Consider the following 15243-nt stretch of genomic DNA (forward strand, 5'->3'; position numbering starts at 1 on the left):
CAGACGCCGAGCGGTCAGGACGCCGCCGGTTCCCGGTCGCGCTCTCGTTGGTCAGCACGAGTCCCCACGCGCTGACCGACGACGGCGCTGACCCCGTCTTGCCGCATACTGACGCCATAGAGGGCATCCGCTATTTCCATGGTGCGTTTCTGGTGCGTGATGACGATGAGCTGGCTGGTTTCGCGCAGATCTTCGAAGATGGTCAGCAGCCGGCCGAGGTTGGCGTCGTCAAGGGCCGCTTCCACTTCGTCCATAATGTAGAACGGGCTGGGGCGGGCCTTGAAAATGGCGATCAGCAGAGCGACCGCGGCGAGGGAACGTTCACCGCCCGAGAGCAGCGAGAGCCGTTCGATCTTCTTGCCGGCCGGTTTGACCGACACCTCGATGCCGGTCGTCAGCAGATCATCGGGGTCGGTGAGCCAGATACTGCCGCTGCCGCCGGGAAACAGCACCGGGAACACCTCGGCGAAGGCCGCCTGGGTGTCGTCGAAGGCGTCGGAGAAGATGGCCTGCATCTTCTCGTCGATGTCGGCGATGATGGTGAGCAGGTCGCTGCGAGTTTCGGTGAGGTCGGTGAGCTGTTCGGTGAGAAATCGGTGCCGCTGCTCGAGCGCGGCGAATTCTTCGAGCGCGAGCGGGTTGACCCTGCCCAACTGGCCGAGCTTGCGTTCGGCGGCCGCGAACCGCTTCTGCTGTTCAGCCCGATTAAAGCGGATGCCGTCGGCTCTGCGGCCCGCGATGTCGCGATCGCTCGCGGTGCGGTTGTCGCTGTCGCGCTCACCGGCAGCGCGTTCACTGGCCCCACTGGCGTGCGGGGTGCTGTCGGCGCCGGAGTCGTCAGAGACGATCATGCCGTCGGTCGGGATCAGCTGATCGGGCCCGTACTCGGCCACAAGCACGTCTTCGGTCAGGCCCAGTTCGCTGCCGGCCCGTTCGAGCAGAGCCGAGAGGTGCAGCTTCTTCTCGTAGATCTCGAGTTCGAGACCGTGCACGTTCTCGGTGATCGCGGCCAGCCGCTCACGCCAGGCGCTCTCGTCGAGGCGAAGCTGCTGCAGTTCGGTGTTCTGACTGGTGCGTTCGGCCTCGGCGCTGGCCAGACGCAGCCGGGCCTCGGCGACCGAGCGGTCGGCCGCGGCGAGCACGGCCGGGAGCGCCTCGGCAACGCGGGAAGCGGCATCCACTTGGCGGCGGCGAATGACGGCGCGCCGGGCCGCGGCCTCGGCGGCCGTATGCTCGGCCGCGAGCTGCTCGGTCAGGGCGACGACGTGTGCCTCACCGGCCCGCACCCGTTCGCGGGCCGTTTCAACTTGGAGGCGAGCTTCCACCTCACGATCCCGGGCGACCTCCAGCTCACGGTAGAGCGCATCGCGCACGGTCGCATCGAGGAGGGGTCGTGGCCGGGACTGGGCGGTGACCAGCGTGGCGGACGCCTCGGCGACGACGGCTTCGACCTCTTCGACGGCGCGGGTCGCGAGTGTCAGGGCGGCGCTGACCCGGGCGAGGTCGGCGGTCGCGGCGTCGGCCTGCACGGTGAGGCGGCCGCGGCGTTCCGTCTGAGTGGCGAGCTGCGTTTCGAGGGCGCGCACGGCCGCCCGCGCGCTGACCGACTGCTCTTTGTGCGCGTGCAGCAGGGTACGCTGATCGCTGAGGTCGAAGCGCACCCGCTCGATCAGTGCTGTGACGGTGGTTAGCTTTTCGGCGGCGGTGTCGCGTTCGGCGACGAGTTCGAGTTTGCTCGGCCGGGCGCCGGATCCGCCGCGCACGACCCACGGGCCCAGCACCTCACCGACGAGTGTGATGATCGTCACGGTGTCGGTCAGCTGGGCGGCGCGGGCTACGGCGAGATCGTCGGCGATCACGGTCTGGGCGAGCAGAGCACGCACTCCGGCCGGCCCGTCGACGACCGACGTCGCCCAACGGATGCCCGCGCCCAGATCAACGCTGGAATCAACGCCCGGAGCCAGGGTGTCGGCACCGTCCGCGATGAGGAGTTCGACCCGGCCGAGATCGTCGGTGTGGGCGTGGCCGATGGCTTCCAGTGCTGCCTCGCGGTTGTCGGCCAGCACCGCGTCGGCGAGAGACCCGAGCGCGGCGGCGATCGCCGCCTCGAACCCGGGTTGCACGCGCACCCGATCGGCCACCAGGCCACGGATACCGGGGAGCTGCGCGCCGAGGAGTGCGGAGGAACCGTCTTTCTGGTCGAGTGCGAGGGAAAATGCACCCTGCCGGGCCGCCTGGGCGTCGCGCTCGCGTTCGTGCTGGTGCAGCTCATCGCGCAGTCGTTCCACGTCGGCCTCGACGCGCTGCACTGCGGTCTGCGCCAGTGCGAGTGCCTCGGACAGGTCGTCGGAGTCTGGTTCTTCGGCGGCCTCGGTCACGGCCGTTTCGAGCTCGGCCAGCTGACTTTGTGCCTTCTCGCTGCGATCGAACGCCGCGTCGAGGGCGTTCTGCTGCCGTAGTTGTTCGCCGCGTACAGCGGCCAGCCGCGACCGGGCCGTCTCGGACTGGCCGGTCAGCTGCGAGATTTCGAGATCATGCCGGGTGACGAGCGCAGCCTGAGCGGCGATGTCGTCGTCGACGGCATCCAGCTGCGACCGTGCCGCCGCGCTCTGCTCCCGGGCGGTGCCCCAGGCCGTCTCGGCCGTCCCGATGCTTGCGCGCAGTTGTTCAACCTCGGCAGCAGCATCCGTCAGCATGGCGGGCGTGACGCTGAAGGCCGGACCGGTCGGCTCAGCCTGCGAACCGAGCAGGGCCAGTCGCTGGTTGGCGAGAGTGAACAGGCCGCGCAGGCGTTCCTGCACCGACTCCAGGCCAAAACTGGTGCGGCGGGCCAGATCGACGGCGTCGCCGACCTGGGCCAGTTCGAGCCGCTGCACCCGACCCTGCTTCTGCGCGAGCTGCTCCTGCAGCACGACCCGTTCGGTGTGCCGTTCGCTCTCGGTGTGATTATGGGCGTCGAGCGCGGCGCGCAGCAGCACAACGTCGTCAGCGAGCAAGCGCGCGCGGGCATCGCGCACCACGGCGGCGATGGTCTGCGCCTCGCGGGCGATGTCGGCCTGACGGCCGAGCGGTTTGAGCTGGCGGCGAATTTCCCCGGCGAGGTCGCTCAGCCGGGTGAGGTTGGTCTGCATGGCGTCGAGCTTGCGCAGCGTTTTCTCTTTGCGACGTCGGTGTTTAAGAATGCCCGCGGCTTCTTCGATGAAGCCGCGACGCTCTTCGGGGGTCGCACGCAGCACGGCGTCGAGCTGACCCTGACCGACGATGACGTGCATCTCCCGGCCGAGACCGGAATCGCTGAGCAGCTCTTGCACATCGAGCAGCCGACAGGTGCGCCCGTTGATGGCGTATTCACTCGCGCCATTGCGAAACAGCGTGCGGGAGATGGTGACCTCGGAGTACTCGATCGGCAGGGCGCCGTCGGAGTTGTCGATGGTGAGGATGACTTCGGCCCGACCGAGCGGCCCGCGCGTCGATGTGCCGGCGAAGATGACGTCTTCCATCTTGCCGCCGCGCAGGGTTTTCACACCCTGCTCCCCCATCACCCAGGCGAGCGCGTCGACCACGTTGGACTTGCCCGACCCGTTCGGGCCGACCACGCACGTAACGCCGGGCTCGAAGGCGAACGTCGTCGGCTGCGCGAACGATTTGAACCCCTTGAGGGTGAGGCTCTTCAGATACAACGGGCACCCTTTCGGTCGGTCGGCCGCGAGTCCTGGTCTCGGGGCTGGTTCAACGGTACCCTGCGCCACCGACAGCGGCCGGGACATCCGCTTATTGGGAAGAGTTGCGTGCAGAACCGCGGAGACGTTTCGGCGGCCTCGGCACTCAGATCGGGGCTGCGGGCGAAATTATCCGCGGTTCTATGCGGGGCCGGCCGCACGGACTGGTGCTGTTCGGATTACTGTGGCGCAGCATGAGCGACTTCTCAATCGACGAACTCGTCATTCCCGCTACACCGCACGCGCCCAGCTGGCCCGACTTCGTGGCGGTGGCCGCGCTGCGAAACCTCGTCGAGGCTGAGGGGTTTGGTACGAACGCACTCAACTATTCGGCTGCCGAGCTGCTGCCCGGATGGCTCAATCCGAAATACGACCCTAAGCGCATGTTCGTTGCTCGGGTTGAGGGCACAGTGGTGGCCCGCGCCACCTATGAAACCCTGCTCGACGCAAACGACGACCATGCCTGGCTGGGCGTGCAGGTGCTGCCAGCCTGGCGCAGGTGCGGCATCGGCACGGCCCTCGCCGACCGGGTCGAACACCTTGTCGGGACCGAGAATCGGCACGAGCTGATCGTGTACACGGTGTCTGCGGATACCCCCGGAGAACGCCTGACCGCACCGACCGGCTTCGGGTCGGTCCCACAAGACAACGCCGAGGTGCGTTTTCTGCTCGCGCGCGGCTACCGGCTAGAACAGGTCGAGCGCGGCAGCCGACTCGCACTACCCGCCGACGAGGGCGTGATCCGCCGCTTTCAAGCGGATGCAGCAGCGCACGCCGGCGGCGACTACACCGTTCACTATTGGAGCGCGGGCACTCCCCCGCGCTGGCGCGACGACCTCGCCGTCCCCTATACCCGGATGAGCACCGACGCCCCGACTGCGGGCCTTACGGAACCCGAAGACGTCTGGACCGCCGACCGGCTGGTCGACGAGGAGACCTCCCGTGGCTCCAGCCCCCGGAGAATGCTCACCGCCGCCGCGCTGCACGAGCCGAGCGGTCACCTGGTCGCCTTCACCCAGCTGTCGGTACCGGCCGAACGCGAGCGGTCCGTCAGCCAGGAGGACACCCTGGTCTTGCGGGAACACCGCGGGCACCGCCTCGGCATGCTACTGAAGACGGCGAATTTGGAGTATCTTGCGCAGGAAAGCCCGGGGCATCCGTCGGTGACGACCTTCAACGCCGAAGAGAACCGGCACATGCTCGTGGTCAACGAGGCGCTCGGCTTCGTGCCGATGGGCTATGAGGGTGCCTGGAAACGGGTCGTGCCGGCCGAAAAATGATCCGGAAAACCGAGGGCTCCGACCGGCAGTCAGCGCAGGCGCTGGCAGCGCGGGCAGAAGTGCGAGCCGCGGTTCATGAACTGCTCGCGCACGATCAGGGTCCCGCAACGGGAGCACGGCGTGCCCTGCCGACCGTAGGCCTCGAGGCTGTGCGCGAAGTAGCCGGACTGCCCGTTCACGTTGACGTACTGGGCGTCGAAGCTGGTGCCGCCCTCGGCGAGGGCACGCTGCAGAATGGTGCGCACGGCCGCGAGCAACGTTCTGGCCTTCGCCGCCGACAGCGATGCTGCGGGCTGCTCGTAGTGGATCCGCGCGGCAAAGAGCGCCTCGTCCGCGTAAATATTGCCGATGCCGCTGATCAGGTTCTGGTCGAGCAGCGCCCGCTTGATGCCGGTGTTCTTGCGCGCGAGAGCGGCGAAGAAGGCGTTCGAAGCAAACGAGGGGTCGATCGGGTCGCGAGCAATGTGCGCTACCCGCGAGGGAATGCGGTTCTGCCAGGCGGCATCCGCTTGGGGCTGACCCGAATATCCGCCCGGCAGGCTGTCACGGGTCGGGCCCATCGCGTCGACGGCCATGCTGCCGAAGATGCGCTGGTCGACGAAATTGACCCACAGCTCGCCGTGGGTCGGGTGTTCCAGCGTCAAGCGGATGCGCAACATGCGATCCTCCGCGGCACCCGGTGTGCGCAGCAGCACCTGGCCGCTCATACCGAGGTGAACGACCAGGGCGCGATCGCTGTCGAGGGGCAACCAGAGGAATTTGCCGCGACGCACGGCGGCGAGAATTCGCCGCCCCGTGAGCTGCTCGGCGAAGGATCCGGCCGCCGGAACGTGCCGACGCAGGGAGCGCTCGTCGAAGATTTCAACCCCGGTGACGAGAGCGCCGGTGACGGCCGGCTGGAGACCGGCACGCACGACCTCAACCTCGGGGAGCTCCGGCATAGAAGTTAGAGCGCGTTGAGCTGGTCGATTGCGTCACGAGCCGCAGCCATTTCGGCGAACTTCTTGCTGGGGCCGACGCCCTGGGCGGTCACGGCCGAACCAATAACGACCGTCGCGACATACACCTTGGAGTGGTCGGGGCCACTACCTTCGAGTGTGTACACGGGAACGCCGACGCCAGCGCTCGCTGCGAGCTCCTGCAGGCTCGTTTTCGGGTCCATCGACACACCAAAATGGCCAGGTTCAGCCAGCAGTGGCTCGATCAAGCGCAGCACGAACGCGGTGGCAGCTTCGCCACCGGCATCCAAAAACGTGGCGCCGATGAGCGCCTCGACGGTATCGGCGAGAATGGATGCCTTATCGCGGCCGCCGGTGAGGGTCTCGCCCCGACCGAGCAGAATGTAGTCGCCCAGGCCGAGGCCGCGGGCAATCTGCGCGAGAGCGGCCGTGGACACCAGGCTGGCCCGACGCTTCGCGAGGTGACCCTCGTCGAGGTTCGGGTAGGTACGGTAAAGCATGACCGTGACGGCTTGCCCCAGAATCGAGTCGCCGAGAAATTCCAGGCGCTCGTTTGTGGGAATGCCGCCGTTTTCGTACGCAAAAGACCGGTGGGTCAGAGCTAGCTCCAGAATCACCGGTTCAATCTGCACGCCGAGGGTCGCCAACAGGGGCGACCGCTCGGTATTAACTCTTTTCATCGACCGAGTTCTGGTCTGGAGAGAAGAGGCGACTTAAATGTCGGCGACTTTACGGCCCTTGTATTCCATGAACAACGGAGTGCCGGTGGAGTCGGTGACAACCTTGGCACGGTGCGGCAGGCTGTAGACAACCTTGCCGCCCTCCATGGTCTTTACGAGGGTGGGAGGCGTGGCCTTCCACTGCGCGCGACGCGAGTGGGTGTTGGAACGCGACATCTTGCGCTTCGGTACTGCCATGACTACTTCTCTTCTCTGTCTGAAACATGGATGTCCGCATCCATGTCTTTGTCTGTGGAAGCCGTAAACCCCGCAAGCGCTGACCACCGGGGATCGTAGCTCTCGTCGGAAACGAGTTCGGGCAGTTCGGCAAGCGGCAGCCCGGTCTCACTGTCAAGACCAGGGCAATCACGCCGACATACCGGCTGGAACGGAAGTGATAACACTACCGCGTCCCGGATCAAAGATTCCAAATCGACATGGTCGTCCGAAATCTCAAACTCGAAGGCTTCCTCCTGAGGATAACCGAAAAGCTCGGCAAAATGAACTCGGACCGGCAGGTCGATGTCTTTCAGGCATCGACCGCACTCACCGAGTGCCCGCGCATAGACCTCGACGCTTACCAGAATTCCCTCGTGCATCGCCTCGAGGCGCAGCTCAGCCGACAGGGTCGACCCGGCTTTCACCGCCACCAGGCCAGCGCCGAGGTCGTCGGGTACGTCAATGCCGAGGTGGCGTTCGTGCATGGTGCCCGGGCGGTTAATGAGGTCGCGCACGTCGACCGTGTACGGCGTCTTCTTGAACTTAGTCACGGTCGTAAATTCTACGCTTTCTGCGTGGGTACTCCGTTCAGGGGCCGATCGGGGCGGCTCGACGTTCCCCGCGCAGCACCGCTCCCAGCACGGTGAACAGCGATCGCGGCGCAAACAGGGCTCGCAAACGGATGCCGACACTCGCGCCGACGTGCAGCCCGCGCACCACCAGGGCCAGATCGTCGACGAGGGTTTCCGCTTGGCCCGACGATCGGTCAAACCGGGACCGTTCCACCGCCAGCAGCACTCGTTCGAGCGCTGCCGCCGACGCCGGGTCGAGGGGGCCGAGCCGCTCCAGGCGCACGGCGAACGCGCGCGGCGTCTCGGTGACGCGCACAGGCACCCCGAGATCGAGACTGGTGTGCTGCACTTCGAGCCAGGCGAGGCTCGCGCCGGCATTTTTGGAGCGGATGCGGCGCACCCGCCAGCGCCGCAGCATCCGTCTCGCCGCACCCGGAACCAGAAGCAGGAGCAGACCCAGTGCGCTGAATCCGACGATGCCGAGCCGGTTACCGGCGTCGCCGGTTTGCGCCGACGCGCCGCGTTCCAGGGCGGAATCGTCGGCGAGCCGATCGGGGCTCAGGCCTGGTGCGTTCGTGGAGCCGGGCGCACCGGGCTCGGTCGACGGCGTGCCGGTATCCTCGGCCTGCTCGTAGTTGGGCACGATGCCCCGGCCAGGCGTCGGCTCAAATTTCACCCAGCCGATGCCGACGAAGTACAGTTCCGGCCAGGCGTGCAGGTCGTGCGAATCAACGTTGTAGCGGCCCAGCCCCTGTTCGAGATCCTGCGACTTGACGCCGGGCAGATAGCCGAGCGACACCCGCGAGGGAATGCCGAGGGTGCGGGCCATCGCGGCCATGGTGGCGGCGAAGTGCACGCAGTAGCCGCGCTTGGCTTCTAGAAACTGCCCGATCACGTCGACGCCGCCGCCGTCGTAGCCGTCCTCGACCGGGGCATCGGTGTCGTAGGCGAAAACGCTGCTGCGCAGGTACTTTTGCATGGCGACCGCCGCGTCATAGTTCGACGTGGTGTCGGCTGAGACTCGCCGGGCCGTCTCCTCGATGATGGGCGGCGAGTCTACCGGCAGTTGCAGGTTGCCCTGCACGCTCGCCGGAAAGTTCGTGCTCGAACTGCGCAGTTGCAAGGCCGTTGGCTTGAGCTCCAACGCCGACACCGTGTATTCCTGGCCGACGGTGTTCGAGGAACGACTGGTAATCGCCCGGGTGCGGCTATCCCAATACCATCGGCCGCTCAGCCCGTCGATGCTCGTGGCACGGGCCGGCGCTGGCAGCCATCGGCTGGTGACGCCGTCGATGACGACCGTGGTCGATGCCGGGGCGGTCTCCACGTTGGCGTCGAGACCGAAGGGTCGCGGAATGCGATCGACGGTGTTTTGCACGTCGGCTGCGTCGATGCGCGCCGTCCAATTCAGGCCGATCACTTCGTCGAGGGTCAGTAGTGTGAAATAGGGCTGCTCGGTGCCGGTCGAGGTGTAATGGAAGGCCGGACCGGCCTTGGGCCGACGCAGATCCTGCCCCAGGTTGATCATCGGGCTGACGCCGCTGCCGAACAGCAAACCGCCGGACCGGGAGGCGACCAGTCCCCCGACAGTGAAGGCCGGGGCGACCGTGCTCAGAATCAGGGCGCCCACGATGGTCAACGATGCCACCACGATGGAGCCGCTCATCGGTCCGGGCCCGCGTGGCCGATCCGACCGAAAGGCGCGGGGCGCGTGCGGTCCGGCCGGTGCATGCCGGGCTTCCCGCACGCGGCCAACGTAGACGTCCACCCGCAGCAGCAGCAGAAAGGCGGCGGCCGCCGCCACGAGTGCGGCGAGATCGGCACCGTCCTCGATGATGAAGCCCGGAATCAGCAGCGGCACGAGCGCCACAGCCGCGCCGACGGCCGGCAGGCGCAGGGTCACGGCGAGCAGGTCCATCAGAATAGCGATCAGTCCCGTTCCGCCGGCGAGCAGAAAGAGGATGCCGACGGTCACCGCCGCCGGCGTGCTCTGCTGGGCAACTGACTCTCCCCCTGCGGCAATCAATCCGCTGAACGTGCCCACCGTTTGTGGTGTCGGAATGAGCCAGAACAGGCCGGATCCGCCGCCGAACAGCAGCGTCAGAGCGCCCAGCAACACCACCGTGTTCGCCAACGGAACGACGGCCCTCGGCAGGCCGAGACGGCCGAATACGGAAGAACCCAGCAGCACGGCGCTGGCGACCACTGCACAGACCCACCACCAGGCGGTGCCCCGCAGCAGGGGGCCCAGTGCCGCACAGCACACGAGCACCAGCACGAGCTGGGTCAGGGCCAGCGGCCAGCGGGCGGCACCTCGACCGCCCCGCCGGGCACGCGGTCGGGGTTGGGCTGGGGTGACTCCGCGCAGAGCGACCGGCTTCGTCGCCAGGCTAGTCATGAACGGGGCCTCGCTCCCGATTCACGTCGTTCCACACGGTTTCGAGGTCATCGATGCTCGCGACCTCCAGGCAGCGCCAGCCGGCTTCCTGCAGCCGTTCGCGGGCGACAGCGACGACGGTGCGTTGCACGAACGTAATGGCGGGATCGCAGTGACGGGCGAGGGCGACGAGGTCGTCGACATCCGCTTCAGACAGGCTGACCAACAGTGCAAAGGTCGGCAGCGACGACTCTGCGCCGCGCAGGGCCGCACGCACCGGCACTCGTCGTGACGCCGCCAGGCGCGCGCTGCGACTTGGCCACGGCACCGGAACGACGCTCGCTAGGCCCTCCAACAGGGCCCGATCGCCGCCGAGGGCACGATAACTGGCCGGCACGTCGCCGTGCAGCCCACCGAGCGTCTGTTCGCCGCCCGGCACCAGCTGGCTCGCGCCGAGTTCGATGACTTCGAGCCGGTAGCCCGCGTCTATCAGGTGCACCCCAACGGATGCCGCCAGCTCGACCTCGAGTTCGAATGCGGCCACGAGATGCGGCGGTACCCGACCGGGACCCAGGCCGGCGGCACCGGCCAGGGTGGTATCGAGCACAATGCGGGCCTCAGGATTGCTGCGCTGTTCCTCCTGCCGCACCATGATTTCGCCGTGCCGCGCTGTGGCCGGCCAGTTCACGCGGCGCAGAGCATCCCCGGGCCGGTACTCACGAGCGATGAGTTCGTCGGAGGTTTGGATGGCCTGGCGCAGCAGTTCCCGAATCGAACCGTCATTGCTGGTCTGGGCCAGTCCCCCGCCGGGAAGGAGCATGACCCGCGGTGTGACGATCAGGTCATGCGGCTCACCGAACAGACGTAGGCCGTGCGCGAAGCCGAACGGGTCGTGACGGGACACCCCGAGGGGTCCCACCGCGTAGACACCGCGCTGACGCGGCGAGAGTGCGTATTCCAGCCGCACGCTGTCACCGGGCGCGCCTCGCCGACTCACCAGCGGCAGGATGGCGGCGGGCGGCGTAGTAATACCGGGCGATGGGGTATCGGCCCAGCGGGCGCCGCTCAACGGCCGCGCCGAGAGGTTGCGCAGATGCAGCGACACGACGCTCTCGCCGCCGGCCGACAGGATCGGCGGCCGGAAGGTGCGGGTCACTTCCACCCGCGCCGGTCGCACGGACACATAGCCGACCGCGATGAGCGGCGCCACGATGAGCATGCTGGCCACGAACAGCAGATCCCGGCTGTTCACGACGACCGCGTTGGCGAAGATCACGGCTCCGACCATCAGACAGACACCGCCGCGCCGGGTGAGCCGGGAGGTCAACCCAGCGGTGAGCCGCTGCAGCCAAGCCGACCGCTCCGAACCACCTGCCCCGCGCGCGGCCATGAGCTAGGGCTGTCCGGTGGAACCGACCGGTTTGGCTGGAATCCCGCGTACGGCCGGCAGCACCGGCCCTGACCGCCCCGATGCCAGCACGGCCGTTTTGGGTACAGCGGATGCCGGGACAGCGAACGCAGCAGCTCCCACCGGAACGGGAGTGTCGCCCAGGATTCGGCGCACGATGTCGTCGATGACGGGGCCGCTGTCCTGGTGGTGGTGGCCGAGGGCGCGGCTGGTCGGAACCAGCCGGTGGCCGAGCACCGCCACGGCCAGGGAGTCGATGTCGTCGGGCAGCACGTAGTCTCGTCCGTTCAGGGCGGCCTGTGCCTTGGCCGCGCGAATGAGCTGCAGGGTCGCCCGCGGGCTGGCCCCGAGGCGCAGGTCCCGATCATCGCGTGTGGCGCGCACCAGATTGACGGCATATTCCTTCACGGCGCCGGAGGCGAATACTGCTCGGGCGGTGTGCATCATGTCGCGCAGGATCTGCCCCGAAACAACAGCGGAGATCAGCGCGAGCGGGCTGTTGGTATCCCGCGAGTCGAGCATGGCGAGCTCGGACCCGATGTCGGGGTACCCCATGGAGATGCGCGCCATGAATCGGTCCCGCTGAGCCTCCGGGAGGGCATAGGTGCCCTCCATCTCGATCGGATTCTGGGTGGCGATCACGGTGAACGGCAGCGCGAGCGGGTAGGTGACGCCGTCGACGGTGACCTGGCGTTCCTCCATCGATTCCAGCAGCGCCGACTGCGTCTTTGGGCTCGCCCGGTTGATTTCATCACCGATGACGATGTTGGCGAACACCGGCCCTGGCTTGAATTCGAAGCGACGTTCGGCCTGGTTGAACACCGAGACGCCGGTCACGTCCGAGGGCAGCAGGTCGGGCGTGAATTGGATTCGCCCGACCGTGCAGTCCACGGAACGAGCCAGCGCCTTGGCGAGCATGGTCTTACCCACACCGGGAACGTCCTCGATCAGCAGGTGTCCCTCGGCCAGCAGCACGGTCAGGGCGATCTGCACGGCCTCGTGCTTGCCGTCGATGACCGTCTCGACGTTGCGCATGATCGCGCGCCCGGCGGCCTGAAGCTCGGTGAGGTCAACGCCCGACTCGGTGGTGAACGGCGCAGTCCGGAGCTGAGCGGTGTCGGCTGGCGGAACCGACGCTAAGTCCTCAGAGGAGCGAGCCGGCTGGCGGTTCATACCCGCGACCGCTCCAGATACTGCGCCACGGCCCGCGGCACATACGGCGAGACGTCGCCGCCGAGGCCGGCCACCTGACGGACCAGCGAGCTGGAGACGTGGGCGTTGGCCGGATCCGGCAAGAGGAAGACCGTCTCCACTGCGGCCAAGTTGCGATTGACAATCGCCATCGGCGTCTCATAAGCCACATCCACCTGAGAGCGGATGCCTTTCACCAGCACGCTGGCGCCGACATCCATGCAGTAGTCGACGAGCAAGCCCATACTCCAGCTGGCGACCACGATGTTGGTGGGGAGTCCGGCTTCTTTGATGGCCTGTTCCAGCAGCGACACGCGCTGACTGATCGGCAACAGGGCCGATTTGTCGGGGTTGTGCACCACAAGCACATGCAGCTCGTCAAACAGGCCGGCCGCGCGATTGATCACGTCCAAGTGGCCCAGTGTGACGGGGTCAAATGATCCAGGGACAACGGCGATCCTGCGCATGCTCACACCCTACTGCCAGAGACTGACGGTGTGCTGCCTGGTCGTGCGCTTCAGTGGGCATATTCAGCCTTTCACGAGCCAGGTGCGCTCGGATTCGTTTAGTCGACGGGCAATCGCGTCGCGCAGGGCCGGGTTGGTGCGGATGCCCGGATCCCCCGAAACGAGATGGAAGGCGGCTTGTCGCGCCTCGGCAATCAGGTCGCCGTCCTCGGCCACCCGAAGAAAACGCAGGGACGTTCCCTCGCCGGATTGCATATCGCCGAGCACATTACCTTCCCGGCGGAGCGCCAGGTCGAGTTCGGCGAGCCGAAAACCGTCGAGGGTCGCGGCGACGTCACCGATGCGCTGGCGGGAGGGCGAGCCGGTGCGGGAGTTGGTGACCAACAGGCACAGCCCGGGCACGCCGCCACGTCCGACCCGACCGCGCAGCTGGTGCAGTTGGGAGACGCCGAAGCGTTCAGCGTCGAGCACGACCATGGCCGAAGCGTTGGGCACGTCAACGCCCACCTCGATGACGGTCGTCGCGACGAGAACGTCGATCTCACCGGCGGCAAAGGATTGCATGATGCGATCCTTTTCCTCGCTCGTCATGCGCCCGTGCAGGGCCTCGATGCGGTACCCGGCCAGGGGCGCAAATCCACGCAGCCTCTCGTGCACGGTCTCAACGTTGGCGAGCGGAGTCTTCTTGTCGTCCTCAGACGCGGGTGCCAGTTCGGCGTCTTCTTCAACCTCGGCGGGCGAAATTGCCGGGCAGACCACGAATCCCTGTCGACCCAAAGCGAGCTCTTCGGCGAGCTTGGTCCAGATGCGCTGGAACCAGTCTGGGTGATCGGCCAGCGGCACGACGATGCTCGTGATGCCCTGGCGCCCGGCCGGCAAAATGCGGATGGTACTCACGTCGAGGTCGCCGAACACCGTCATGGCAATGGTGCGGGGAATCGGAGTGGCCGTCATGACGAGAACGTGCGGTGGCTCGGCGCCCTTCAACCGCAGGGTTTCCCGCTGCTCGACGCCGAATCGGTGCTGTTCGTCAATCACGATCAGCCCAAGGTCGAAAAACGTCACGGTGTCGCTGAGTAGCGCGTGGGTGCCGATCACGATGCGGGACTGGCCGGACACTGTGCGCAACAGGGCCTTGCGCTTCTGCGCGACTGGAAGTTTGCCGGTGAGCAGGGTCGGCATGAGTTCGGCCGCGAGATCGGGGCCGAGCAGGGTCGTAATCGACCGCAGATGTTGCCCGGCCAGCACCTCGGTCGGGGCCAACAGAGCCGTTTGGCCACCACTGTCGGCCACGGCGAGCATTGCCCGAAGCGCGACCACGGTCTTGCCCGAACCGACCTCGCCCTGCAGCAGGCGGTTCATCGGGCCGGACTGGGACATGTCGCCTGCGATCTCGACCGCGCAGATCTCTTGGTCGACCGTGAGCACGAACGGCAGCGCGGCGTCAAAACGTTCGAGGTACCCACCGGGCGTTGGTACCCGCGGGCGGGTGCGACGCTCCCTGGCCAGGCTGTGCCGCTGCATCAGGGCGCACTGCAGCACCCAGGCCTCGGTGAACCGAAGGGTGTTTTGTGCGGCCATCCATTCGGCCGGATTGTCGGGGCTGTGGATCCAGCGGATGGCCTCGGTGTGGGTCAGCAGGCCGTGTTCGGCCCGCAGATCGTCGGGAACAGGGTCGGGCAAAGTGTCCATACGCCGCAGGACAAGGTCGATCATGGTCTGCAGACTCCAGCTGGTCTCCGAAGCCGTTGCCGCGTAGATCGGAATGAGCGGCTTGTGCCTCAGCCGAACGGACGGATCGTCGCGGGCCTCTTCTTCTTCACTCTCAAAGGTCTTGTACGCCGGGTTCGCCAGCTGGCTCTGGCCCTGATACCTGCCCACCTTGCCCGAGAAACTGCCACGCAGACCGGGACGTAATTGGTCAAGCCGCCACTGTTGGCTCTTCTTACCGAAAAACGTGAGGGTGAACTCGCCCCCGCCGTCAGAAATTACCACCTCAACGATCGTGCCCGGCTTAGACGACATGCGACGTTCTCGCACCGAAACGATATCGGCGATGACGGTGATGTTGGCTCCGGGCGTGACCTGATTCAGGGGCCGGAGTACCTCGCGGTCGGCGTAGTCGCGCGGGTAATGGCTCAGCAGGTCACCGACGGTCTCCATGGCGAAGGCCTTGCGCAGCGCGGTAGCCCTGGCCGGGCCGAGGGCGATCTTGAGGGTGGTGTCGAGGGTGAGCGGTTTGAGCTCGGGCGCCGGCAGAGAAGCACCATCGAATTCGGGGCCATGGGCAGCACTCGAACCGGTCATGGTTCCATGGTAAACCGGGCCTCCG

11 protein-coding genes are annotated in these 15243 nt (G+C 66.8%); 1 reads left to right on the top strand and 10 read right to left on the bottom strand.

From position 1 onward, the window contains the following. Positions 1 to 14: 14 nt before the first annotated feature. Positions 15 to 3680, bottom strand: coding sequence for a chromosome segregation protein SMC (gene smc / locus CXY80_RS11460; protein WP_104132588.1), 3666 nt, complete (start codon positions 3678 to 3680; stop codon positions 15 to 17). Positions 3681 to 3913: 233 nt separating this feature from the next. On the opposite strand from smc, the gene CXY80_RS11465 reads away from it, so the two are divergent. Further along, positions 3914 to 4999 carry a GNAT family N-acetyltransferase gene (locus CXY80_RS11465; protein WP_158251638.1) on the top strand — a complete coding sequence of 362 codons (1086 nt, stop codon included), beginning with the start codon at positions 3914 to 3916 and terminating at the stop codon, positions 4997 to 4999. Positions 5000 to 5028: 29 nt separating this feature from the next. Here the strand turns inward: CXY80_RS11465 and mutM are convergent, their stop codons facing one another. The 9 genes from mutM to CXY80_RS11510 all read right to left on the bottom strand — a co-directional run bounded on the left by mutM (position 5029) and on the right by CXY80_RS11510 (position 15218). Further along, the gene (gene mutM / locus CXY80_RS11470; protein WP_104132590.1) at positions 5029 to 5940 is read right to left on the bottom strand and encodes a bifunctional DNA-formamidopyrimidine glycosylase/DNA-(apurinic or apyrimidinic site) lyase; all 912 of its coding nucleotides are present in this window, start codon (positions 5938 to 5940) and stop codon (positions 5029 to 5031) included. A 5-nt stretch (positions 5941 to 5945) separates the two neighbouring features. Further along, a complete protein-coding gene (gene rnc / locus CXY80_RS11475; RefSeq protein WP_092449246.1) occupies positions 5946 to 6638 on the bottom strand; it encodes a ribonuclease III in 693 nt (230 codons plus the stop codon). Between the two features lie 33 nt (positions 6639 to 6671). Then, positions 6672 to 6875, bottom strand: a complete 204-nt coding sequence (gene rpmF / locus CXY80_RS11480) for a 50S ribosomal protein L32 (protein ID WP_092108959.1) — start codon at positions 6873 to 6875, stop codon at positions 6672 to 6674. Between the two features lie 2 nt (positions 6876 to 6877). Next, complete coding sequence (locus CXY80_RS11485; protein WP_233195301.1) at positions 6878 to 7447, bottom strand: DUF177 domain-containing protein; 570 nt, start codon at positions 7445 to 7447, stop codon at positions 6878 to 6880. A gap of 37 nt (positions 7448 to 7484) precedes the next feature. After that, positions 7485 to 9866 (bottom strand): DUF3488 and transglutaminase-like domain-containing protein, encoded by a 2382-nt coding sequence (locus CXY80_RS11490; protein ID WP_104132591.1) that lies wholly within the window; start codon positions 9864 to 9866, stop codon positions 7485 to 7487. Beyond that, positions 9859 to 11235, bottom strand: coding sequence for a DUF58 domain-containing protein (locus CXY80_RS11495; RefSeq protein WP_104132592.1), 1377 nt, complete (start codon positions 11233 to 11235; stop codon positions 9859 to 9861). Before CXY80_RS11495 ends, CXY80_RS11490 begins: the two co-directional genes overlap by 8 nt. A 3-nt stretch (positions 11236 to 11238) precedes the next feature. After that, positions 11239 to 12288 carry a MoxR family ATPase gene (locus CXY80_RS11500; RefSeq protein WP_092449421.1) on the bottom strand — a complete coding sequence of 350 codons (1050 nt, stop codon included), beginning with the start codon at positions 12286 to 12288 and terminating at the stop codon, positions 11239 to 11241. A 134-nt stretch (positions 12289 to 12422) separates the two neighbouring features. Next, a complete protein-coding gene (gene coaD / locus CXY80_RS11505; RefSeq protein ID WP_092449249.1) occupies positions 12423 to 12911 on the bottom strand; it encodes a pantetheine-phosphate adenylyltransferase in 489 nt (162 codons plus the stop codon). 63 nt (positions 12912 to 12974) lie between these two features. Continuing rightward, the gene (locus tag CXY80_RS11510; RefSeq protein WP_104132593.1) at positions 12975 to 15218 is read right to left on the bottom strand and encodes an ATP-dependent DNA helicase RecG; all 2244 of its coding nucleotides are present in this window, start codon (positions 15216 to 15218) and stop codon (positions 12975 to 12977) included. Between the last annotated feature and the right edge of the window lie 25 nt (positions 15219 to 15243).

It is taken from the genome of Cryobacterium sp. M91 (assembly GCF_002929615.1).
Taxonomy (GTDB): domain Bacteria; phylum Actinomycetota; class Actinomycetes; order Actinomycetales; family Microbacteriaceae; genus Cryobacterium; species Cryobacterium levicorallinum.

What these genes read in the sequence shown, in the direction of transcription:
- CXY80_RS11510 (WP_104132593.1), bottom strand. Translation starts at nt 15,218, where the DNA reads ATGACCGGTTCGAGTGCTGCCCATGGCCCCGAATTCGATGGTGCTTCT.
- rnc (WP_092449246.1), bottom strand. Translation starts at nt 6,638, where the DNA reads ATGAAAAGAGTTAATACCGAGCGGTCGCCCCTGTTGGCGACCCTCGGC.
- CXY80_RS11490 (WP_104132591.1), bottom strand. Translation starts at nt 9,866, where the DNA reads ATGACTAGCCTGGCGACGAAGCCGGTCGCTCTGCGCGGAGTCACCCCA.
- CXY80_RS11500 (WP_092449421.1), bottom strand. Translation starts at nt 12,288, where the DNA reads ATGCGCAACGTCGAGACGGTCATCGACGGCAAGCACGAGGCCGTGCAG.
- rpmF (WP_092108959.1), bottom strand. Translation starts at nt 6,875, where the DNA reads ATGGCAGTACCGAAGCGCAAGATGTCGCGTTCCAACACCCACTCGCGT.
- CXY80_RS11465 (WP_158251638.1), top strand. Translation starts at nt 3,914, where the DNA reads ATGAGCGACTTCTCAATCGACGAACTCGTCATTCCCGCTACACCGCAC.
- mutM (WP_104132590.1), bottom strand. Translation starts at nt 5,940, where the DNA reads ATGCCGGAGCTCCCCGAGGTTGAGGTCGTGCGTGCCGGTCTCCAGCCG.
- coaD (WP_092449249.1), bottom strand. Translation starts at nt 12,911, where the DNA reads ATGCGCAGGATCGCCGTTGTCCCTGGATCATTTGACCCCGTCACACTG.
- CXY80_RS11495 (WP_104132592.1), bottom strand. Translation starts at nt 11,235, where the DNA reads ATGGCCGCGCGCGGGGCAGGTGGTTCGGAGCGGTCGGCTTGGCTGCAG.